The 21324-nt window shown below is 69.1% G+C and carries 17 protein-coding genes; 4 read left to right on the forward strand and 13 right to left on the reverse strand.

Annotated features, from left to right (window positions below; translation table 11 throughout):
• Window positions 1-7: 7 nt before the first annotated feature.
• From sdhA to sdhC, 3 genes are read right to left on the reverse strand one after another with little or no spacing between them, the layout of a single operon-like run.
• The gene (gene sdhA / locus AC1DCG_RS13885; protein ID WP_477041521.1) at window positions 8-1795 is read right to left on the reverse strand and encodes a succinate dehydrogenase flavoprotein subunit; all 1788 of its coding nucleotides are present in this window, start codon (window positions 1793-1795) and stop codon (window positions 8-10) included.
• On the reverse strand, window positions 1795-2196 hold the full coding sequence (sdhD, locus tag AC1DCG_RS13890) for a succinate dehydrogenase, hydrophobic membrane anchor protein (protein WP_165261832.1): 402 nt from the start codon (window positions 2194-2196) through the stop codon (window positions 1795-1797). Before sdhD ends, sdhA begins: the two co-directional genes overlap by 1 nt.
• A gap of 2 nt (window positions 2197-2198) precedes the next feature.
• Window positions 2199-2606: a succinate dehydrogenase, cytochrome b556 subunit gene (gene sdhC / locus AC1DCG_RS13895; protein WP_477029377.1), complete on the reverse strand. Its 408-nt coding sequence runs from the start codon at window positions 2604-2606 to the stop codon at window positions 2199-2201.
• A 180-nt stretch (window positions 2607-2786) separates the two neighbouring features.
• Between sdhC and AC1DCG_RS13900 the strand changes: the two genes are divergently transcribed.
• Window positions 2787-4220 carry a sensor histidine kinase gene (locus AC1DCG_RS13900; RefSeq protein WP_477029376.1) on the forward strand — a complete coding sequence of 478 codons (1434 nt, stop codon included), beginning with the start codon at window positions 2787-2789 and terminating at the stop codon, window positions 4218-4220.
• Window positions 4221-4396: 176 nt separating this feature from the next.
• Here AC1DCG_RS13900 and zapE read toward each other — a convergent pair whose 3' ends face one another.
• The 7 genes from zapE to AC1DCG_RS13935 form a co-directional block, all read right to left on the reverse strand.
• On the reverse strand, window positions 4397-5515 hold the full coding sequence (gene zapE, locus AC1DCG_RS13905) for a cell division protein ZapE (RefSeq protein ID WP_477029375.1): 1119 nt from the start codon (window positions 5513-5515) through the stop codon (window positions 4397-4399).
• Window positions 5516-5570: 55 nt separating this feature from the next.
• Window positions 5571-6050, reverse strand: a complete 480-nt coding sequence (locus tag AC1DCG_RS13910; protein WP_477029374.1) for a hypothetical protein — start codon at window positions 6048-6050, stop codon at window positions 5571-5573.
• Window positions 6051-6156: 106 nt separating this feature from the next.
• Window positions 6157-6678: a peptide deformylase gene (gene def, locus AC1DCG_RS13915; RefSeq protein ID WP_165261822.1), complete on the reverse strand. Its 522-nt coding sequence runs from the start codon at window positions 6676-6678 to the stop codon at window positions 6157-6159.
• An 8-nt stretch (window positions 6679-6686) separates the two neighbouring features.
• On the reverse strand, window positions 6687-7985 hold the full coding sequence (locus AC1DCG_RS13920) for a DNA recombination protein RmuC (protein ID WP_477029373.1): 1299 nt from the start codon (window positions 7983-7985) through the stop codon (window positions 6687-6689).
• Window positions 7986-8041: 56 nt separating this feature from the next.
• Complete coding sequence (locus AC1DCG_RS13925; RefSeq protein ID WP_477029372.1) at window positions 8042-8458, reverse strand: DUF5990 family protein; 417 nt, start codon at window positions 8456-8458, stop codon at window positions 8042-8044.
• 210 nt (window positions 8459-8668) lie between these two features.
• On the reverse strand, window positions 8669-11023 hold the full coding sequence (locus AC1DCG_RS13930; protein WP_477029371.1) for a glucan 1,4-alpha-glucosidase: 2355 nt from the start codon (window positions 11021-11023) through the stop codon (window positions 8669-8671).
• Window positions 11024-11031: 8 nt separating this feature from the next.
• Entirely contained in the window at window positions 11032-12564 is a 1533-nt protein-coding gene (locus AC1DCG_RS13935) for an MFS transporter (RefSeq protein ID WP_477029370.1), read from the reverse strand.
• Window positions 12565-12993: 429 nt separating this feature from the next.
• On the opposite strand from AC1DCG_RS13935, the gene AC1DCG_RS13940 reads away from it, so the two are divergent.
• Together AC1DCG_RS13940 and AC1DCG_RS13945 are read left to right on the forward strand one after the other, a co-directional pair.
• Window positions 12994-13458, forward strand: coding sequence for an RrF2 family transcriptional regulator (locus AC1DCG_RS13940; protein ID WP_101718648.1), 465 nt, complete (start codon window positions 12994-12996; stop codon window positions 13456-13458).
• Window positions 13448-14341, forward strand: a complete 894-nt coding sequence (locus AC1DCG_RS13945; protein WP_477029369.1) for an NAD(P)/FAD-dependent oxidoreductase — start codon at window positions 13448-13450, stop codon at window positions 14339-14341. Before AC1DCG_RS13940 ends, AC1DCG_RS13945 begins: the two co-directional genes overlap by 11 nt.
• A 140-nt stretch (window positions 14342-14481) precedes the next feature.
• On the opposite strand, the gene AC1DCG_RS13950 is transcribed toward AC1DCG_RS13945, so the two are convergent.
• Window positions 14482-16515 carry a glycoside hydrolase family 97 protein gene (locus AC1DCG_RS13950; RefSeq protein ID WP_477029368.1) on the reverse strand — a complete coding sequence of 678 codons (2034 nt, stop codon included), beginning with the start codon at window positions 16513-16515 and terminating at the stop codon, window positions 14482-14484.
• Window positions 16516-16616: 101 nt separating this feature from the next.
• On the opposite strand from AC1DCG_RS13950, the gene AC1DCG_RS13955 reads away from it, so the two are divergent.
• Window positions 16617-17654 carry a LacI family DNA-binding transcriptional regulator gene (locus AC1DCG_RS13955; protein ID WP_477029367.1) on the forward strand — a complete coding sequence of 346 codons (1038 nt, stop codon included), beginning with the start codon at window positions 16617-16619 and terminating at the stop codon, window positions 17652-17654.
• A 179-nt stretch (window positions 17655-17833) separates the two neighbouring features.
• Here the strand turns inward: AC1DCG_RS13955 and AC1DCG_RS13960 are convergent, their stop codons facing one another.
• Both AC1DCG_RS13960 and AC1DCG_RS13965 read right to left on the reverse strand, forming a co-directional pair.
• Window positions 17834-19462 (reverse strand): alpha-amylase family glycosyl hydrolase, encoded by a 1629-nt coding sequence (locus tag AC1DCG_RS13960; protein WP_477029366.1) that lies wholly within the window; start codon window positions 19460-19462, stop codon window positions 17834-17836.
• On the reverse strand, window positions 19459-21288 hold the full coding sequence (locus tag AC1DCG_RS13965; protein ID WP_477041522.1) for an alpha-amylase family glycosyl hydrolase: 1830 nt from the start codon (window positions 21286-21288) through the stop codon (window positions 19459-19461). The genes AC1DCG_RS13960 and AC1DCG_RS13965 overlap by 4 nt, the downstream gene beginning before the upstream one ends.
• Window positions 21289-21324 lie beyond the last annotated feature (36 nt).

Below are 21324 nucleotides of genomic sequence, written 5' to 3' on the forward strand. Positions count from 1 at the left end.
CGTTCCCTTAGTAAACCCGTTGCTTCGGCGGGATGTAATCGATGTCGGTCGACATCGTGTAGTTGTGCACCGGACGGAAATCGATGCTCACCTTGCCGGTCTCGTTGTCGAGCCAGGCCAGGGTGTGCTTCATCCACTCGGTGTCGTTACGCTCGGAGAAGTCCTCGCGGGYGTGGGCGCCGCGGCTCTCGGTGCGGTTGGCCGCGCCGTTCACCGTCACGACCGCCTGGCCGATGAGGTTGTCGAACTCCAGGGTCTCCATCAGGTCGGTGTTCCACACCAGACCACGGTCGGAGACCTTCACGTCGCCCTTCTTGTCCCAGACGGCCTGCAGGCGGGCCACGCCGCTGTCCAGGCTCTCGCCGGTGCGGAACACGGCGGCGTCTTCCTGCATCGCCTTCTGCATTTCGAGGCGCAGTTCGGCGGTCGGGGTCGAGCCGTTGGCGTTGCGCATGCGGTCGAAGCGCTCGATGTGCGCTTCGGTCTGGCTGGCCTTCAGTTCCGGCTGCTTGGCGCCGGGGGTCAGGACCTCGGCGCAGCGCAGGCCGGCCGCGCGGCCGAACACCACGAGATCGATCAGCGAGTTGGAGCCCAGGCGGTTGGCGCCGTGCACCGACACGCAGGCGGCTTCGCCGACGGCCATCAGGCCCGGGATCACCTGGTCGGGGTTGTCGCCCGACTTGGTGACGACTTCGCCGTGATAGTTCGTCGGGATGCCGCCCATGTTGTAGTGGACGGTCGGCAGCACCGGGATCGGCGCCTTGGTCACGTCGACGCCGGCGAACACCTTGGCGGTTTCCGAGATGCCCGGCAGGCGCTCGGCCAGGATCTTGGGATCCAGGTGGTCGAGGTGCAGGAAGATGTGGTCCTTGTTGGGACCAACGCCGCGGCCTTCGCGGATCTCGATGGTCATCGCGCGGCTGACCATGTCGCGGGGCGCCAGGTCCTTAACCGACGGGGCGTAGCGCTCCATGAAGCGCTCGCCTTCCGAGTTGGTCAGGTAGCCGCCTTCGCCGCGGGCGCCTTCGGTGATCAGGCAGCCGGCGCCGTAGATGCCGGTGGGGTGGAACTGCACGAATTCCATGTCCTGCAGCGGCAGGCCGGCGCGCAGCGCCATGGCGTTGCCGTCGCCCGTGCAGGTGTGGGCCGAGGTGGCCGAGAAATAGGCCCGACCGTAGCCGCCGGTGGCCAGGATCACGGTCTGGGCCTGGAAGCGGTGCAGGGTGCCGTCGTCGAGCTTCCACGCGGTCACGCCGCGGCAGGCGCCGTCTTCCATGATCAGGTCGAGGGCGAAGTACTCGATGAAGAACTCGGTGTCGTGGGCCAGCGACTGGCCGTACATCGTGTGCAGCATGGCGTGACCGGTGCGGTCGGCCGCCGCGCAGGTGCGCTGGATCGGGCCTTCGCCGAAGTTCTTGGTCATGCCGCCGAAGGCGCGCTGGTAGATCTTGCCCTCGGCCGTGCGCGAGAACGGCACGCCCCAGTGCTCGAGTTCATAGACCGCCGCCGGCGCGTTGCGGGTCAGGTACTCGATGGCGTCCTGGTCGCCCAGCCAGTCCGAACCCTTGACGGTGTCGAACATGTGCCAGCGCCAGTCGTCCTGGCCCATGTTGCCGAGGCTGGCCGAGATGCCGCCCTGGGCCGCCACGGTGTGGCTGCGGGTCGGGAACACCTTGGTGATGCAGGCGGTCTTGAGGCCGGCCTGGGCGGCGCCGAGCGCGGCGCGGAGGCCCGAGCCGCCGGCGCCCACGACGACGACGTCGAACTTGTGGTCGATGAACGTGTAGGCCGACATCAAAGGGCTCCGGTGAAGGCGATCTTCAGGATCGAGACGATCCCGGCGGCGCCCGCGAGCATGCAGACGAAGAGGTTGCCGATGACGAGGGCGGCCTTCGGGGCGAACGCCTCGACATAGTCCTCGATGACCACCTGGATGGCGTTCTTCAGGTGCACCAGCAGGGCGATGAAGAGCAGCGACAGCAGGACGGCGTTGATCGGGATCGCCACCCAGGCGGCGACCGTGTCGAAGTCGGCGCCGGCCAGGCGGATGCCGGCGAAGGCGCCCCACAGGAACAGCGGGATCAGGGCCAGGCCCGAAACGCGCTCGGCGATGAAGTGGCCCACGCCGTGGTGCGACGCGCCCAGGCCGCGCGCGCGCGACAGCGGGGTGCGGAATTGGCTCTTGGAGGTGCTCATGGTCAGATCGCTCCGGTCGCGAAGGCGATGATCCAGGTGACGACGGCGGCGACGACCGCGAACGCGATCACGACCACGCCGGTCAGGTTGGCCGTCTTCGGATCGAAGCCCTTGCCCAGGTCCCAGAAGCTCTGACGGACGATGTAGGCGACGTTGTAGAAGACCGCGACGGTGATGCCGAACAGCACCAGCTTGCCCAGCACCGAGCCCAGCACGCCGGTGTAGCAGGCGTAGTGCTCGGGGCCCGAGGCCAGGGCCAGGGCCCAACCGGCCAGGAGCAGGACGCCGACATAGAGGGCGAACAGGCTGGCGCGGTGCAGGATCGAGCACGCCATGGTGATGTGCCAGCGCCAGACCTGGAGGTGCGGCGACAGCGGACGCTCAGGGAGCCCCCGGCTCGTCTCGGTCATATTTACGTCCAACCTGTGGATTTGTGCGTTGCGGGACGCTTTTAAGCGCGAGCGCCGGGGTGTCAACGAAACGGCCGTTACTTGAGATACGTTCGCATTTCGCCCTTCAGGAGAAAGAAGGAACCTCTCAAGCCAAGCTTGCGTTATCGCTGGCTGCTTGTTGGGGATGATGTTCAGGCGATGACCGGACCGATCGATTTCGCGACGGTGTTCGATCGTCTGCCGACCCCGTACATGATGCTCGATCGCGAGCTGCGCTACGTCGCCGCCAACCAGGCCTATCTCGACACGCTCGGCCGCAGCTGGGCCGAACTCGACGGCGTCGCCCTGTTCGACGCCTTCCCCAGCCAGGGGGAGTCGCGCGAGCGGCTGGAGAGCTCGCTGCTGCGCGCCCGCGACCTGGGCAAGGTCGATCACCTGCCGCTGATCCCCTACGCCATCGAGCGCCCGGCCCACCTGGGCGGCGGGTTCGAGGACCGCATCTGGAGCGCCACCCACACGCCGATTCCCGGCCCCGACGGCAGGACCGCCTACATCGTCCAGCACACCCAGGACGTCACCGCCATCCAGCGCCTGAAGGAGGTGGCGTTCGGCCGAGGCGAGATGACCATGCTGCAGGACGACGTGCTGCTGCGGGCCGGGGCGGCCGGGGCCCAGAACGACGACCTGCGGCGCCTGTTCATGCAGGCCCCCAGCTTCATGGCCGTGCTGCGCGGACCCGAGCACCGCTTCGACCTGGTCAACAACGCCTACGGCCAGCTGATCGGCTGGCGCGACGTGGTCGGCCTGCCGCTGCGTGAGGCCCTGCCCGAGGTGGTGGAACAGGGCTTCGTGGCCCTGCTCGACAGGGTGACCGCCACCGCCGAGGCCTTCATCGGCCGCGAGATCAAGGTCGCGTTGCAGCGCACGCCGGACGGTCCGCTGGAGGACCGCTTTCTCGACTTCATCTACCAGCCGATCGTCGAGCCGGACGGCTCGGTCTCCGGCGTGCTGGTCGAGGGCTCGGACGTCACGGAAAAGGTGCTGGCCGGCGAGCAGCAGCGCCTGCTGCTCGACGAGCTGAACCATCGCGTCAAGAACACCCTGGCCACCGTCCAGGCCATCGCCCGCCAGACCCTGCGCGGCGTCGACAGGCCCGAAACCTTCGTGCGCGCCTTCGAGGCGCGGCTGCTGGCCCTGTCGCAGACCCACAACGCCCTGACCGACAGCCAGTGGGCGGGCGCCGGCCTGCGTCCGATCCTGGCCCAGGAACTGGCGCCGTACGATCCCTCGCGCATTGTCATGCACGGCCCGGACGTCAATCTGCCCGCGCGCGTCGCCCTGTCGCTGGGCATGGTGTTCCACGAACTGGCCACGAACGCCGCCAAGTACGGCGCGCTGAGCACCGAGACCGGCCGGCTGCTGCTGGACTGGCGGGTAGAGCCGGCCGACGCGCTGGTGTTCGAATGGCGCGAGGAAGGCGGCCCAGCGGTCGTCGCCCCCGCCCGCCGGGGCTTCGGCTCACGCCTGATCGAACGCAGCATCGGCGCTGAACTTCGCGGGCAGGTGGCGATCGACTACGCGCTGGAGGGGCTGGCCTGCCGGTTCACGGTCTCGCTGGACCGGGCGTTCTAGAGGGGCCCTACCCTGATCTCCCGTCATTCCCGCCCTTGTGGCGGGAACCCCTCTGTCAGCCGCAAGGGCGGATGCGGCGGCGTGCTAAGCACGCCGCTTGCGCTTCCCGTGTCAGCGGAACCAGGGGTTCCCGCCACAAGGGCGGGAATGACGGGCGTTTGGGGATTGAGGGGGATTTAGTCCCGCACCCGCCCCACATAGTCCGCCGAGCGCATCTCCTGCAGGCGCGAGACGGTGCGCTCGAACTCGAACGAGCCGTCGCCGGCCGGGTACAGCGCCTCGGGCTCGCCGGCGGCCAGGGCCACCAGCTTGGCGTCGGCCTCGTAGAGGGCGTCGATCAGGGTGTTGAAGCGCTTGGCCGCGTCGCGCTTTTCGGGAACGAGAAGCGGAATGTCTTCCAGGAAGATGGTGTGGAAGCGCTCGGCCAGGGCCAGGTAGTCCTGCGGCCCCAGCGCCTGCTGGCACAGGCTGGCGAACGAGCTGCGCACCAGGCCGCCGGCGGCGCGCGGCAGGCGTAGCTTGCGGCCCATGACCTCCAGGGTCGCGCCGGTCTCCTCGGCGCCGTCCAGCATGTCGGCCCACAGCGTGTCGAACTCGGCCTCGGTGGTCTTGTCGACGGGCGACAGCCAGGTGCGGCCGGCCCGCAGGCGATCCAGGCGGAAGTCGACCGGCCCGCGCACGGCCACCACCTCCATCTTCTCCTTCAGCATGGCGATGAAGGGGGTGAAGAGCTGGCGGTTGAGGCCGTCTTTGTAGAGGTCGTCGGGCGGGCGGTTGGAGGTGGCCACCAGGGTCACGCCCTCGGCGAACAGCGCCTCGAACAGCCGGCCCAGGATCATGGCGTCGGCGATGTCGGTGACCTGCAGCTCGTCGAAGCACAGAAGCCTCGCCTCGCCGGCGATCAGTTCGGCCGTCGGCGCGATCGGGTCGTCGCCCTTGTGGCGGCCAAAACGCGCCTTGCGCTCGGCGCCGTCGCCCTTGCGCCAGGCGTCGATGTGGGCGTGCACCTCGGCCATGAAGACGTGGAAGTGCACGCGGCGCTTGCGGTGCACCGGGGCGCTGTCGAAGAACAGGTCCATGACCATCGACTTGCCGCGACCGACCGGCCCCCAGATGTAGAGGCCGCGCTGGCTCTTGGGCTTGCGGCCGAAGAACGAGAAGCTGGGCTCGCCGGCGTTGTCGAGATCGGATTCCAGGCGGGACAAGGCGTCGATGGCGGCGGCCTGGGCGACATCGGGGCGGATCTCGCCGGCGGCGAGACGCTCACGATAGGCGGTGCGTACGGACTGGGGCATCGGGGATGCGGGTTAGCGCGTGGAGCCGCGCGGGGGAAGCGGAAGCTGACGCAACCTAGTCGCCGCCACGCTCCTCCCGCAGGGTAATTCGGTAGTGGGGCAAACCGGCTTCGTGTTCGACCAGGGTGAAATCGGACCGGCGCCCGCACCCCTTGTTGGCGACATCGACCATCCCCTGGTTCGGAGCGTCGAGCGTGTAGGAGCGAGCGACGCGGCAGCCGTCCATCACGAAGGTGATGTTGGTGTCGCCCCTGACGTAATGGAGCGGCAGGCTGCGGAGCCAGACGTTGCACTTGGCCAGGTCGCCGACGCGCGCGTGGGCGACGACCAGCTGGAACTGATGGGCGGCGGTCGAGAACCAGATCTCGCCGGCATCGTCGGGACTGATGATGCACATGATCTGATCGGCCGGCGTCGCCGCCAGGAACTCGCGGGCGTCGCGCCGGGGCTCGTCCACGAAGGTGCAGCCGGCCAGCGCTCCCGCGCCAACGACCAGCGCCAGGGCGTTCGACGCCCGCCACGAACTCTTCGCCATCGCACGCCCCCACGTCCCCGCCCCACGACCATAGGCGACGGGGCGGGCAAAGAAAAAGCCCCGGCCGTTCGGACCGGGGCTGTTCTTGCGGCTGGACGCTGGCGGATCAGGCCGCGCGGCGGGCCTTCTTGGCCTTGGCCATGGCGCGATCGCGGCGCAGGCGCGACAGGTAGTCGATGAACAGCACGCCTTCCAGGTGGTCCATCTCGTGCTGGATGCAGACGGCGAACAGGCCCTCGGCCTCTTCTTCCACCTTCTCGCCCTGATAGTTCAGGTAGCGCACCTTGATCCGGGCCGGGCGTTCGACGGCGTCGTAGTAGTCGGGCACCGACAGGCAGCCCTCCTCGTAGACGAACAGCTCTTCGGACGGGTCGAACAGCTCCGGATTGACGAAGAAGCGCGGCTCCGGCTCCTCGCCCTCGCGGGCCAGATCCATGACGATGATGCGCACGGGCTCGCCGACCTGCACGGCGGCCAGGCCGATGCCGGGCGCCTCGTACATGGTCTCCAGCATGTCGTCCATGAGGACGCGCAGCTCGTCGGTGACGGCCTCGACGGGCTTGGAAATCTGCTTCAGCGTCGCCAGGTCGGCGGCGTTGTCGATGGTGAGGATGCGACGGATGGCCATAACGGGACTCAGGTAGGCGTCCCGTTTCCGAGGGTCAAGGCGGGGTTTTGTCCCACCCCTTCATCGGCTTGCGAGATTTCCAGCTTGGTGACCGGCCGCACGGCGGTGTCGACCCCCGCCAGTTCCTCGATGCCCTTGCCGCCGTGCTCGACCTTCAGCTTCTCGAACTCGCGGGCCTTGGGCAGCACCCGGCTCTCCAGCGAGCCGACGAAGGCGTTGTACTTGTCGACGGCGGCCGACAGCGAACGGCCCATGCCGGCCACGTGGCCGCCCATGTCGGCGACCCGCTTGTAGAGCTCGCGGCCCAGGGCGGCGACCTCGACGGCGTTCTTGGCCTGCTCCTCGACGCGCCAGCCGTAGGACACGGCCTTGCAGAGGGCGAACAGGGTCGAGGGCGTGGCGATGATCACCCGCTTCTCCATCGCCTCGGTCATCAGTTCGGGCGCGCGCTCCAGGGCGGCGGCCAGGATGCCGTCGCCGGGCACGAACATCGCCACGAAGTCGGGCGAGACCTCCAGCGCGTCCCAGTAGGCCTTGGCCGACAGCTGCTGGATGTGGGTGCGCAGGGAGGCGGCGTGACGCAGATAGGCGGCCTCGCGGGTGACGTCGTCGGCCGCGTCCTGGGCTTCCAGATAGGCGGTCAGCGAGCACTTGGCGTCGATGACGAAGGCGGCGTTGCGCGGCATGCGCACCACCACGTCGGGACGGATGCGKCCGCCGTCCAGCTGGACCTGCTCGGTGAAGTCGACGCCGTGCTTGAGGCCCGCCATCTCCAGCACGTTGCGCAGCATCTGCTCGCCCCAGCGGCCCTGCACGCCGGCGCCGCGGCGCAGGGCGGCCGACAGCTTGCGGGCCTCGGTCTGGGTGGCGGTCGAGGCCTCCATCAGGGCGGCGATCTGGGCCTTGAGGCCGCCGGTCTCCTCGGCGCGCACCTTCTCGACGGCGGTGACCTGGGCCTCGAACTTGGCCAGGGTCTCGGCCACCGGCTTCAACTGGGCCTCGAGGCGCGCGTGGGTCAGCTGGTCGCGGCTCTTGGCGTTCTCGTCGGCCCGCTTGATCAGTTGCTCGGCCACGGCGTGGGCGCTCTTCTCGGCCTGGGCGCGGATCAGCTCGATCTGGGTCGCCGACTGGTCTTCCAGGTGGCGATGGCGCTCCAGCGCCTGCTCCAGCTGCGCGGAGAGCCGCCAGGTCTCCTGCTGGGCGGCGGCGGCCTTGCGCTGGGCCACGATCGCCCAGACCACCGCGCCGGCGGCGGCGAGCAGGAACACCAGGGCGAGGATCAGGTAGGGGTCGACGGCGTCGTTCATGCTCCGTTCTTAGCCGGAGTCGACGACCGAAGAAAGGCGGGCGGCGCGCCGGACCTTCAGTCCGCGACGCGCCAGGCCTGGAGCGGAACCACCGTCGCGCAGGCCGGGCCGCCGTCCTTGGCGCGGCCGGGCAGCAGGACCTCGAGCACCGCGCCTTCCAGGGCCCGCGCCAGCAGGTCGGCCGGGATCGTGTGGATGTCGATCTTGGCGCGCCTGGTCCAGGTCGAGCCGTGATCGCCGGCCGAGGTTCCGATGGCGATGTAGACGAAGCGCCGGCTGGGGCCTTCGCTGCGCACGAACTCGCCCAGGAACCGCGGCCCCGGCGCGACGCGCAAGGATACGTCGAAGGCCAGGGAGGCGTCGCCCGCGACCACCGGCCCCACGGGGTGGTTCTTCTTGTCCTGCAGGCTGTAGGCCACGCCAGGAACCGGATCCTGGATGCGCAGCCTCAGCGTGATCGGCTGACCGGTCATGGCGTTCCTCCCGGGGCGCGAGCCTAGCCGACGCCGTGGCCGGGGCAAATGGTCCAAAGCCTGAGCCAGCTTCTCACCGAGCTTCCCCGCGCAGGCGGGGATCCAAGCCGAGTCGGCAGGCCACCCACAGCCGCGCCCCCTCCTGACCGTCAGCTTGGGTCCCCGCCTTCGCGGGGAAAGACGGATTGAGGGGACGGCGGCAGATGTCCCCTACTTGGCGTACCTCGCCGCCACGGGCTCATAGCGGTCCCAGACCTGGCCGTCGGCCAGCGAGCGCAGCAGTTTCAGGTACTCGGCGTGCGACCAGGCCAGCGGCGTGGCCGAGTCCGTGCCCTCGCCGGTGACGTAGGGGTGGCGGGTCTTGGCGCCGACGCCGTCCCACACCTGTTCGGGGATCAAGAGGCCGTCATTGGCGAACAGTTCGATGCCCTTGACGTAGCGGGCGCGGATGGCGGCGATCTGGGCCTTGGAGGGCTTGCCCTTCTCGGCCGCGAGGGCCAGCTCGTAATGGCCGCGCTCGCCGGTGAAGATCGGCCACACCCGGCCGCGCTGGCCGGGGCTCATCTGCCCGCTCTCGCCGTAGTTGCCGCCGGTCTTGGCGTCCTCGCCATAGCCGTCGACGTCGTAGCGTCGCCAGCCGGGGAACTCGCCCTTCACACCGGGGAAGCTGAAGTCGTAGCGCACGCGGTACATGTCCTCGCGGGCCGTGTCGTCAAGCTCGGGCAGGCTGCCGACGATGTGGCTGTCGTCGGCCCGGCGCACGCCGTAGCGCACCAGTTCAAGGAACCCGCCGTCGACCACCTCGTCCTCGGGCGGGGCGATCTGGCCGTTGGCCGCGCCGATCGGGGCCTTGTCGTTGGGGTCCTCGTTCTTGTTCAGGCGCATGAAGTAGCTGCCGTCGCCGAACTTGCCGCTGGTGGTGAACATCCGCGCCTCGACCTTGGCCGAATAGGCGTCGGCGGTCTCGCGGTAACGCTCCGCGGACTTGGCGTCGCCGGCCAGGTCGGCGATCTCGCCGGCGGTGACCAGACCCGCGATCACCGCCGCCGTGGTCGAGGGCGAGTGGCCGTCCTGCTCCTCCCAGCGTTCCTGCTGGGTGTAGGGCGGAACGATCGTGGCCTTGTTCCAGCCGATGCCGACCTTGCCGCCGTCGACCAGGAAGTCGGCGGCCGGCTTGATCATGCGGGCGTAGTAGGCCTTGAGGTCCGGCTCCGACAGCCAGCCCAGCTTCCACAGCTTCCAGCCCAGCATGATCGGCATGGCCGTCTGGTCCAGCTGGACGCCGACCCACTCGGGCGTGCCGTCCACCTCGGTCTTCTGCAGGAACCAGCCGCCGGCGCCCTTGTTGCCGGGCGTCTTCTCGCCGACCTGCACGGTGGGCAGGTAGTGGAAGGCCGCCAGCGGCGTCTGCTTGTCGCCCAGGGCCGCAAGCGCCATGGCGCACTGGTAGAAGTCGCGCGGCCAGACGGCCTTGTAGCCGGTCGAGGGCTTGGCCGCGTCCACCGTATCGCCCCAGGGGTTGGACAGCGAGGCGATCAGGGCCCCGGCATAGGTGCGGTCTTCCTGCACCTTCAGCATCAGGGCGCTGGCATAGGCCAGCTTGCCGCCGTCGGCGCTTTCCTTGGCCACGCGCGGCAGTTCGGTCAGCGAGGCGATGTAGTCGGTCCAGCCCACATAGGCGCCCTCGCCGTTGTAGCGGGCCAGCATCTCGTCATAGCCGGTCTTCAGGCTGGCCATGGCCGTCTGGGCCGAGGCGCCGGGATCGGCGCCGAAGCCGATGGCGAAGTCGTAGGTGGCCACGCCCGACGCTTGGGTCGGCAGCTGGGCGGCCAGCACGATCGCGCCCTTGGCCTCCGCGCCGCCGGCCAGCACGCCGTCCTCGCCGAGGATCTTCAGCGCGTCATCGCCTTCCAGCCTGGCGGCCGCGGCCTTGGCGAAGGGGCGGTCGCCGCGCAGGGTCAGATAGACCTTGCCCTCGCCGGCCGTCAGGGCCTGGGCGCCGGCCGAGCCGACGTCGTTTCCACCGGTGTTGGCCATGTGCGGCTCCAGCACCAGGAACGGCGTGACCGAGCCCTTCAGCGCCTTGATCGTCACCCGCAGGAACAGGGCGTGGCGGTCGGGATCGGTGAAGATCCGCTTCTCGATGACGAAGCGGCCGGCCTTGTCGGTGGTGGTGATCTTGTAGGCCGGCGACAGCGGTCGGCCCTTTTTATCCGTATACAGATATTCAGTCTTGGCGGTCGTGTCGCGGCCCTCGACGGCGAGCCCGTCGGCGGTCTTCACGGCGATCCGCATCTGCTTGATCTGGGCCTCGTGGATCAGGCCGTACATGGTTTCGGTCAGCACGCCGTCGGCGACCGAGAACCACACCTTCGACACCGCGCCGGTCGGGCCGCCGTCCTTGTAGGCGCCGTCGACATAGGCCTCGTACGAGGCGCCGACGGCGGTCTTGGCCGAATAGGCCCAGGTGGTCGTCGGCTTGGCGGCGGGCTCGGCGGCCTGGGCCAGCGACGTGGTTGCGGTCAGGGCCGAGGCGGCCAGGATCAGGGTCTTGAGGGTACGCATGAGGGGCCTCACGAAGCAGACTTGGCCAGCCGCTTGGGCTCGCCCGGGTCGTTGACGGCGAAGACGGAAACCGCGGCGATCAGGAACGAGGCCGCGCCCAGCACGAGCGCATAGATCGCCTGGCCGTCGAAGAAGGTCTTGAGCAGCAGGCCCAGCACCGTGGCGGCCAGCAGCTGCGGGATGACGATGAAGAAATTGAAGATGCCCATGTAGACGCCCATCTTCCGCCCCGGCACCGAGCCCGACAGGATCGAATAGGGCGACGACAGGATCGAACTCCAGGCGAAGCCGACGCCGACCATGCCGATGATCAGGAGCTTCGGATCGCGGACTGCGAGGAACGACAGCAGGCCAAGCCCGCCCAGCACCAGGCACAGGGCGTGGGCGACGCGGCGGCTGAAAAGGCGCGCGATCACCGGGATCAGCAGGGCCGCCAGGGCCGCCACGCCGTTGTAGACGCCGAACAGCACGCCCACCCAGTCGGCCCCGGCGTTGTAGGCGGCCGAGGTCGCGTCCGACGCGCCGTAGTGGAAGGCCGCCACGGCGGGGGTGGTGTAGATCCACATGGCGAACAGGCCAAACCACGAGAAGAACTGCACCACCGCCAGCTGCTTCATCGTGGCGGGCATGGCGAAGAGGTCCTCGACCACCTCGGAAAAGCCGTTGCCGGTGCGCCCCGCCCGCTTCAGCTGGCCGGCGGCCAGCTGCGCCAGGCCGAAGCCGCCGATCAGGGCGGCCAGGACGTAGAGCTCTTTCTCCAGCTTGACGGCATAGACGCCCGCCGCGACGGCGAGGCCGGCGATCGTCCAGGCCGCGCCGCCGGTCAGGTAGGCGGAAACCGCACGGCCCGGGCCCGCGTCGGCCGAGACGGCCTCGCCCGTGGCGGCGGCTTGCGCGGCCTCGAAGGCGGCCATCTGCTCGGGCGAGTATTCGCGGGTGGAGAAGACCGTCCACAGCACCGAGACCAGCAGCGCCGCCCCGCCGACGTAGAAGGCGATGCGCACCGACGGCGGGATCTGGCCGGCCGGGGCGGTGTTGGCCACGTCCAGCCAGTTGGTCAGGATCCACGGCAGGCACGAGGCCAGCACCGCGCCGATCCCGATGAAGAAGCTCTGCATGGCGTAGCCGGTCGCGCGCTGCTCGTCGGGCAGGTTGTCGCCGACGAAGGCCCGGAACGGCTCCATGGTGATGTTGATCGAGGCGTCCATGATCCACAGCGCCGAGGCCGCGATCCACAGCGTGGGCGAGTTGGGCATCAGGATCAGGGCGGCCGTGGTCAGGATCGCGCCCCAGAAGAAGTAGGGCCGCCGGCGGCCCAGCCGGCCCCAGGTCTTGTCGGACAGGTGGCCGATGATCGGCTGCACCAGGAGGCCCGTGGCCGGCGCGGCGATCCACAGGATGGCCAGGTGGTCGATCTCGACGCCGAGGGTCTGGAAGATGCGGCTGGTGTTGGCGTTCTGCAGGCCAAAGCCGATCTGGATTCCGAAGAACCCGAAGCACATGTTCCAGATCTGGAAGAGGCTCAGCCTGGCCTTGGTCATCGCTTCCCCGCCTTGACGCCGCCGGTTGGCCCGGCCGTTTGCGCAAATATTTGCAATGCGCTTTTCGGCGCACATTTGCGCATGGGGCGGGGAGCGATGCAATGAGGAAGTGGGGTTTTGGCCATTATACGAGCGGAAATGGTGCCCAGGCGGACCTAATCCCAGGTATTTGCGAGGCCTCCATTAAATGGAAATCGCCCCCACTCGGCAATAATTCTCATAAATTTGCACACCCCCCGTCATTCCCGCCCTTGTGGCGGGAACCCCTCTGTCAACCGTAAGGGCGGATGGGGCGGACTGCCGAGCAGTCCGCTTGCGCCTCGCCTGCGGGCGGAACCAGGGCTTCCCGCCACAAGGGCGGGAATGACGGGATAAAGGGTAGGGTGAAGGGTCTTGCGCCTCGCCCCATCACGTAACATATATAATTACATGAAACGGAACAGCCGCCTCTCCGTCGCCCTGCACGTGCTGCTGCACATGGCCGAACAGGCCGACAAGGCCCTGACCTCGGAAGTCCTGGCCTCGTGGGCCGCGACCAATCCGGTGGTCATCCGCCGCACCTTCGCAGGGCTTCGCGACGCCGGCATCGTCGGTTCGACCAAGGGCCACGGCGGCGGCTGGACCCTGCTGAAGCCGCTCGACGCCGTCAGCCTGGCCGACATCCAGGCCGCCCTGGACGAGCCGCTGCTGGCGCTGGGCAAGGCCGAGGAAAGCCCCGGCTGCCTGGTCGAGCAAGCCGTCAACGCCGCCCTCGACGATGCGGTCGCGCAGGCCCGCCGCCTGCTGGACGAGCGCCTCTCCAAGATCACCCTGGCGGACCTGGCCGCCCAGATCGGCCCGCGCCGCGTCGTGCTGGCGGCGGCGGGCTGCAAGGATCCTCATCATGAATCATGACGTCATCGTCGTCGGCGGCAGCTTCGCCGGCCTGTCCGCCGCCATGCAGCTGGCCCGCGCCCGCCGCGACGTGCTGGTGGTCGACGCCGGCCTGCCGCGCAACCGCTTCGCCGACGCCTCGCACGGCTTCCTCGGCCAGGACGGCAAGGCGCCGTTCGACATCCTGCGCGAGGCCCGCCGCCAGCTGTCGGCCTACCCCACCGTGTCGTTCGTCGAGGGCGAGGCCCGCGCTGCAAGCCAAGAGGGCGAAGGTTTCGCCATGGCCCTTAGCGACGGCCGCACCCTGCGGAGCAAGCGCCTGGTGCTGGCCACCGGCGTCGCCGACCAGTTGCCCGACATCCCGGGCCTGAAGCCCCGCTGGGGCGCCAGCGTGCTGCACTGCCCCTACTGCCACGGCTACGAGGCCCGCGACCGACGGCTAGGCGTGCTGGCCAGCGGCGCGATGGACCTGCACAAGGCCCAGATGATCCCCGACTGGGGCCCCACCACCCTGTTCAGCCAAGGCCTGGCGATCGACGCTGAGACCCGCGAGAAACTGGCCGCGCGCGGCGTGGCGATCGAGGAGGTTCCGGTGGTCGAGCTGCTGGGCGACGAGCCGAAGCTTTGCGGCGCTCGCCTGGCCGACGGCCGCATCGTCGCCATCGAGGCGATCTTCGCCTCGCCGACCGTGCGCATGGCCAGCCCCCTTGCCGAGCAACTCGGCTGCGCGCTGGAGGACGGCCCGCTGGGGCCGCTGATCAGCGTCGACGACTGGAAGGCCACCAGCGTGCCGGGCGTGTTCGCCGCCGGCGACGCGGCGCGGGCCAACCACAACGCCACCCTGGCCTCGGCCGACGGGGTCTTGGCGGGGGTGGGCGCGCACCGGTCGCTGGTGTTCGGGTAGAGCGCCCTCCCCTTATCCTGTCATCCCGGCCGGAGGGCCGCGCGCGGCCCGCAGAGCCGGGATCTCCCACGCCAGACGGATCATCCGTGGGAGATCCCGGCGCTCCGCTTCGCTACGGCCGGGATGACAATTGAAGAGCCCTACCGCTTCCCGAGCGCCACGAAGCGGATCGCCTGGCCGCCGCCGGGGGCCAGCTTCAGGGTCAGCGTATCGGCCGCCGTCACCTCGCGGGACTCGATGACGATGTCCTGCGGGGCGGTTTTCCAGTCGGCCGCCTCGCCGTCGCGATAGATCTCGGCGCGGTACTTGCGGCCCGGATCCAGGAACGACAGCGGCGCGGAAAGCACCCGGCCCTGCTCGTCGCTGATCGCGCCCAGGTACCAGTCGTCGCTCTTGCGGTCCTTGCGGGCGATGGTGACGAAGTCGCCGATCTCGCCATTGACCACCTTGGTGTCCGCCCAGTCGACCGGCACGTCCTCGATGAACTTGAAGGGTTTCGGGTTGGCCTCGTAGTTCTCGAGCAGGTCGGCGGCCATCTGGATCGGGCTGTAGATCACCACGTACAGCGCCAGCTGCTTAGCCCAGGTGGTGGCCACGCCGTCGGGGGCCTTGGTCTTCATGCCGAAGATGCCCGGCGTGTAGTCCATCGGCCCGGCCAGCAGGCGGGTGAAGACGAGGTTGGCTTCGTGCTCGGGCGGATTGCCCGGCTGGCCCCAGGCGCTGAACTCCATGCCCCGCGCGCCCTCGCGGCTGATCCAGTTGGGATAGGTGCGGCGCAGGCCCGTGTCCTTGATCGGCTCGTGGGCGTTGATGGCGATCTGGCGCTTGGCGGCGGCCTCCAGCACCCGCAGGTGGTGCTCGGCCATGGCTTGGCTTTCGTGCCAGGCGAAGTGGGTCTTGCCGTCCGCACCCAGCACCTGCGCCCCGCCGGCGTCGGCGACATAGCCCGTCTTCACCGCCGACACGCCGACCGACTTGTAGAGGTCGAAGGCCGCATCCATCTGGCGCTCGTAGACGACGGTGTTGCCGGCGGTCTCGTGGTGGCCGATCAGCACCACGCCCTTCTTGCGGGCGTAGTCGGTGAGCTTCGCAAGGTCGAAGTCCGGATAGGATTCAGTGAAGCTGAACTCCGAGCCGTCGGCGAACCAGGCGCCGTCCCAGCCCTTGTTCCAGCCCTCGACCAGCACCCCGCCCAGACCGTGCTTGGCGGCGAAGTCGATGTGGCGCATGACGTTGTCGTTGGTCGCGCCGTGCTTGGGGCCAGAACCCCAGGTCTTGTGGTCGAGATGCATCTCCCACCAGACGCCGACATACTTCATCGGCTTGATCCACGAGACGTCGCCCAGCTTGTTCGGATCATTGAGATTGAGGATCAGGCTGGAGGTCACGAGGCCCCCGGCGCTGTCGGCGATCTGCAGGGTGCGCCAGGGCGTGGGGAACGGCAGGGCGCGCTCGACCTTGGCCTCGCCGATCCCCGGCGTCAGGCTGGCCTTGAAGCGACGATCCTGGGCGCGGGCCAGGTTCATGCCGGCGTAGTCGACCAGCGAGGCCTCGTGCAGCGACACGTGCAGACCGTCCTTGGTGCGGACGGTCATCGGCGTCTGAGCGACGCTGACCTCTTCGACCGGCGTGGTGTTGTAGAGATACTCCTCGCGGTTCCACTCATAGGCCGGGATCCACCAGGCCGTGGCCTCGTCGACCAGGGAGAACTCGGTCAGTTCCTCGCCGATGCGGGCGGTCTTCAGATTGGCCTGCTCGGGGAACTCGTAGCGGAAGCCCAGGCCGTCGTCATAGAGCCGGAACACCACATCCAGGCGACGGTGCAGCGGGGTCTTCTCGACCAGGGTCACGCGCAGCTCGTTGAAGCGGTTGCGCACGCTCTTGCGCTCGCCCCACGGCAGGTCCCAGGTCTCGTCGACGCTGCGGACCTTCTGGTCGGTCACCTCGAAATTGCGCTGCAGCTTGGGGGCGTCGACCAGGATGAAGCCCAGCTTGGACGGGGCGATCACCGGGCGGCCAAGACGGCTGACCGCATAGGTCGGCTGGCCGTCGTTGTCGGTGGTCACCGTCACGCTCAGCACCTTGTCGGGCGAGGTCGCGATGGCCGTGACCGCCGCCAGCGCGGGCGAGGCCGCCAGGGCCAGGGCGGCCGCGGCGAGAAGGCGCAGGATCATGCTTCTACTCCGGAAAACCTCGCCTCGCCGCACTTGCCAAGCACGGCGGGCGATGCGTTAAACAGGTCAGTGAAAAAGTTTGCGGCAAATTTTGCGGCCGCGTGAGACGACGGGGACGGGACACGGTGAGCAAGGGGGCGACGCGTCTGGAAGACCTGGCCAGGATGGCCGGCGTCTCGATCTCCACCGCCTCGCGGGCGCTGAACGACAGCCCCGCCGTCAACCAGCGCACCAAGCAGCTGATCTGGAAGCTGGCGCGCGAGATGGACTATCCGTTCCGCCGCTACATGCCCGCCGGCCCGATCGGCGCCGAGGGCACGATCGCCATCGTCGTGCCGCGTCCGCAGCACCGCGAGGGACGCCTGTCGGATCCGTTCTTCCTCGAACTGTTCGCCGGCGTCGGCGAGGCCGCCCGCGAGCGCGGCTGCGACATCCTGGTCAGCCACGTGGCCCCGGGCAGCTTCGAAGACCTGTCGGCGGCCATGACCACCAGCCGCGCCGACGGGGTGATCTTCCTGGGCCAATCCTGGCTGCACACCGCCTTCAACCGCCTGGCCGAGACCGAAGCCCGCTTCGTGGTCTGGGGCGCGCAGCTGCCCGACCAGGCCTATTGCTCGGTGGGCTCCGACAACCCGCTGGGCGCCAAACGCGCGACGCTGCACCTGGCGCGCCTGGGCCGCAAACGCATCGTCTTCCTTGGCGACACCGAGGCGCCAGAGGCCATGCAGCGCCACCGCGGCTATCTCGACGCCGTCGAGCAGTTCGGCTTGGGCGTGGATCCCGACCTGATCGTGCCGGCCCACTTCGAGGTCGAGTCGGCCGAGGCCAGCATCGACAGCCTGATCCAGCGCGGCGTGAAGTTCGACGGCGTCGTCGCCGCCTCCGACCTGATCGCACTGGGCGCCATCCGCGCGCTGCAGCATGCGGGCCTGTCGGTGCCCGGCGACGTCTCGGTGATCGGCTACGACGACGTGCCCTTCGCCCGCTATTCGCGCCCAGCCCTGTCGACCATCTCGCAGGACACCGCCAAGGCGGGACGGCTGATGGTGTCGAAACTGCTCGACGCCAGCGGCCAGGGCGCCAGCCGGTCCGAGCGGGTGCCGACGGATCTGATCATCCGCGAAAGCTGCGGGGGATAGAAATCCCTCCGCCCCTTCCCTTTTCTTCCCGTCATTCCCGCCCTTGTGGCGGGAAACCCTGGTTCCGCTCGCACGGGCGGTGCAAGCGGATCGCTTGCGATCCGCCCCACTCGCACCTGCGGCTGACAAAGGGATTCCCGCCACAAGGGCGGGAATGACGGGAGGTTGGGGGTGGGAAATCACCCCCGCTTCGCCAGCAGACCGCCCATCGGCGGCACGACGCCCGGCGCGCCGAGATTGACGCTGTCGACCACGGTCAAGCCCTGCGGCAGGTCCCAGGCCACGGCCTCGAAGCCGAGGTTGAAGACGCACAGCATCGCCGCCTCGCCCTCGCCGCGCTCGAAAACCAGCAGCGGGGTGTTGGTGTCGACAAGGTGCATGCCGCCGGTCTTCAGCGCCGGCCATTGCGCGCGCAGGCCGATCAGGCGGCGGGCGACGTGCAGGGTCGAGGCCGCGTCGGCCTCCTGCGCATCGACCGACAGCGGCAGGTGGGCCGGATCGACCGGCAGCCAAGGCTCCACCGTCGAGAAGCCGGCGTTGGCCGCCGCGGCCGTCCACGGCATCGGCGTGCGGGCGCCGTCGCGGCCCAGGGTCTGGGGCCAGTTGGCGATGGCTTCGGGATCCACGAGCCGCTCGAACGGCACGTGGGCCTGGGGCAGGCCCAGTTCCTCGCCCTGGTAGACGAAGACGTTGCCGCGCAGCGTCATCAGCAAAAGCAGGCCCATCTCGGCGAAGGCCTTGCGGTCGCGGCCGCGCGCCCAGCGCGACACCGCCCGCGGCGCGTCGTGGTTGGAGAAGGTCCAGGACGGCCAGCCCTCGCCCGGCGCGCCCGGCCAGTCGGCCGCGCCGCCGCGCACCAACTCCTCACGCAAGTCGTCGGCGTAGAGGTAGAGGAAGCTGTAGGCGCTGTTGAGGTGATCCTCGCCGGCCGTGAACCGCTTCATCTCCTCGTCGGCCCTGTCACCGCCGATCTCGGCCACCGAGAAGCGGTCTTCGTACTGGTCGGTCAGGGCCCGCAGGCGGGCCAGGAACTTCGGGATGTCCGGGTGGCCCTGGTTGTGGACCTTGTCCTGGAAGTCGAACGGCCGCGTGCGCTTGCCGCCCGGCGGCAGGGGCGGATTGTCCTTCAGCGACGGGTCGTGCATCGAGAAGTTGATGGCGTCGAAGCGGAAGCCGTCGACCCCGCGCTCCAGCCAGAAGCGGGTGACGTCGAGCAGCGCTTCCTGGACCTTGGGATTGTGCAGGTTCAGCTGCGGCTGCGAGGCCAGGAAGTTGTGCATGTAGTACTGGCCGCGCCGGGCGTCCCAGGTCCAGGCCGGACCGCCGAACACCGACTGCCAGTTGCTGGGCGGCGAGCCGTCGGGCTTGGCGTCGGCCCAGACGTACCAATCCGCATACGGATTATCTCGACTTTCGCGGCTCTGGGCGAACCAGGCGTGCTCGTCGCTGGTGTGCGAGAACACCAGGTCGATGATGATCTTGACGCCCAGGCGATGGGCCTTGTCGATCAGGGCGTCGAAGTCGGCCAGGGTTCCGAAGATCGGGTCGACGTCGCGATAGTCCGAAACGTCGTAGCCGAAGTCCTTCATCGGCGAGGCGAAGAACGGCGACAGCCAGATCGCCTGCACGCCCAGCGAAGCGATGTGCTCAAGGCGCGCGGTGATCCCCGGCAGGTCGCCCACGCCGTCGTCGTTGGAGTCGGCGTAGCTGCGCGGATAGACCTGATAGATCACCGCGCCGCGCCACCATTCGGCGCCGGCTGCGGAAACGGGATGCGCGGCGGGCTTGGTCAAGCTTTCGGTCGTCACTGGTGCGCGCCCTCCGAGACGCAGATCTTGTAGTCGAGCGGCGCGAGCGTCACGCGATAGCTGCCGGGCGCGGCGGCGGCCGGGGCGCAGGCCCCGACTGCCGAGCGCCAGGCGGCGGAGGTCGTCTCGACCTCGACGTGGGCGTCCACCGGCGCCGCGCCGGTGTTGAACAGGACCAGGGCTTCGCGGCCCTGGAAGAGGCGGGAGACGGCCAGCAGGCCGGGCTTGTCGCCGGCGGCGCGGACCACCTGACGGCCGGACCGCAGGGCGGGCTCGGCGGCGCGGGCCTTGGCCATGCCGGAAAGGGCGCGATAGAGCGGCGCGGAAGGGTCATAGCGGTCGGCCGAGCCGCCCTTGCCGCCGATCAGCCGGTTGTCGTTGTAGACGGCGACCTGGCTGGCGAACATGTCCTCGCGGGCGTCCTTGTCGTCGCCGTCGCCGGTGAAGCCCTGCTCGTCGCCGTAATAGAGGGTCGGGGCGCCGCGCAGGAACATCAGCATGGCGTGGGCCAGCGTCGCGCGCTGAACGAGCTCGGCGTCGGAGGCGTCGGGATTGTCCTTCAGCAGCCAGCGGCCGAAGCGGCCCATGTCGTGGTTGCCCAGGAAGGTGGGGATCTGCGGACTGGCCGCCTCGCCGCCGCGATAGAGCGCGTCGGCGGCGTAGACCTTGGCCAGCACGTTCGTGCCGGCCTTGCCGGAGACGACCTCGGCGGCGGCCTTCTGGAAGGCGAAGTCCAGCGGGGCCGGAAAGCCGTCGACCACGGTCGAGCGGGCCAGGGCCACCGGATCGGGATCGGCGACCTCGGCGAAGATGTGGAAGTTGGGAATGCCGCGCCTGGCCGCCCGCTMGCGCATGGCCGGCACGAAGGCCTGCCAGAACTGCGGATTGACGTGGCGGGCGGTGTCGACGCGGAAGCCGTCGATCCCGAACTCGTCGATCCAGGCGCCGTAGATATCGATGAAGCCGGCCACCACGCGCGGGTGCTCGGTATAGAGATCGTCGAGCCCGGCGAAGTCGCCATAGAGCGAGCTCTCGCCGACGAAATCGCTCTCGCCGCGGTTATGATAATAGATCGGGTCGTTCAGCCAGTCGGGCTTCTTGACCCTGGCCTCGGCCGCGGGGACGTACGGGGTGTAGGCGAAGTCCGGCCGCGTCAGCTTGGCGAAGTTTTCGGCCGAGCCGTCGGCGTCGCCCGCGAAACCGGCGTTGATCGCCGCCCCCGAGACCCCGCCGCGACGGCTGACCGGATAGTCGGCCTTGCCGCGGTACTCGCAGCGACGGCCCTCGCACTCCTTCAGCTTGATGACGTCGGCGGTGTGGTTGATGACGATGTCGAGATAGACCTTCATCCCCCGCGCGTGGGCGGCGTCGACCAGGGCCTTGAAGTCGGCCTTGGTTCCCAGGTGCGGGTCGACGTCGGTGAAGTCGGTGATCCAGTAGCCGTGATAGGCGGCGCTTTCCTGGCCCTTGGGGCCCTGCACCGGCTTGTTGACGAAGATCGGCGCCAGCCAGATCGCGGTCGCGCCCAGGCCCTGCACATAGTCGAGCTTGCCGGCCAGGCCCTTGAAGTCGCCGCCGTGGAAGAAGCCCTTGTCGGCCGGGTCGTAGCCGGTGGCCAGGCGGTCGCCTTTCAGGCCGCCGCGATCATTGCCCGGATCGCCGTTGGCGAAGCGGTCGGCCAGCACGAAATAGATCACCTCGTCCTGCGCAGGCCGGTCGCGGAAGGCTTCAGAAGCCGGCGCAGCGAGGGCCGGGGCGGAGGCCAGGGTCATGCCGGCGCAGCCGAGCGCGGCCGCCAGCCGCCCCCACCGATTGCGGGTGTCCATCCCCTGCCCCTCCATCCCTAGCGTCGCGATCCTGAA

The organism is Caulobacter sp. 10L414 (assembly GCF_056395525.1).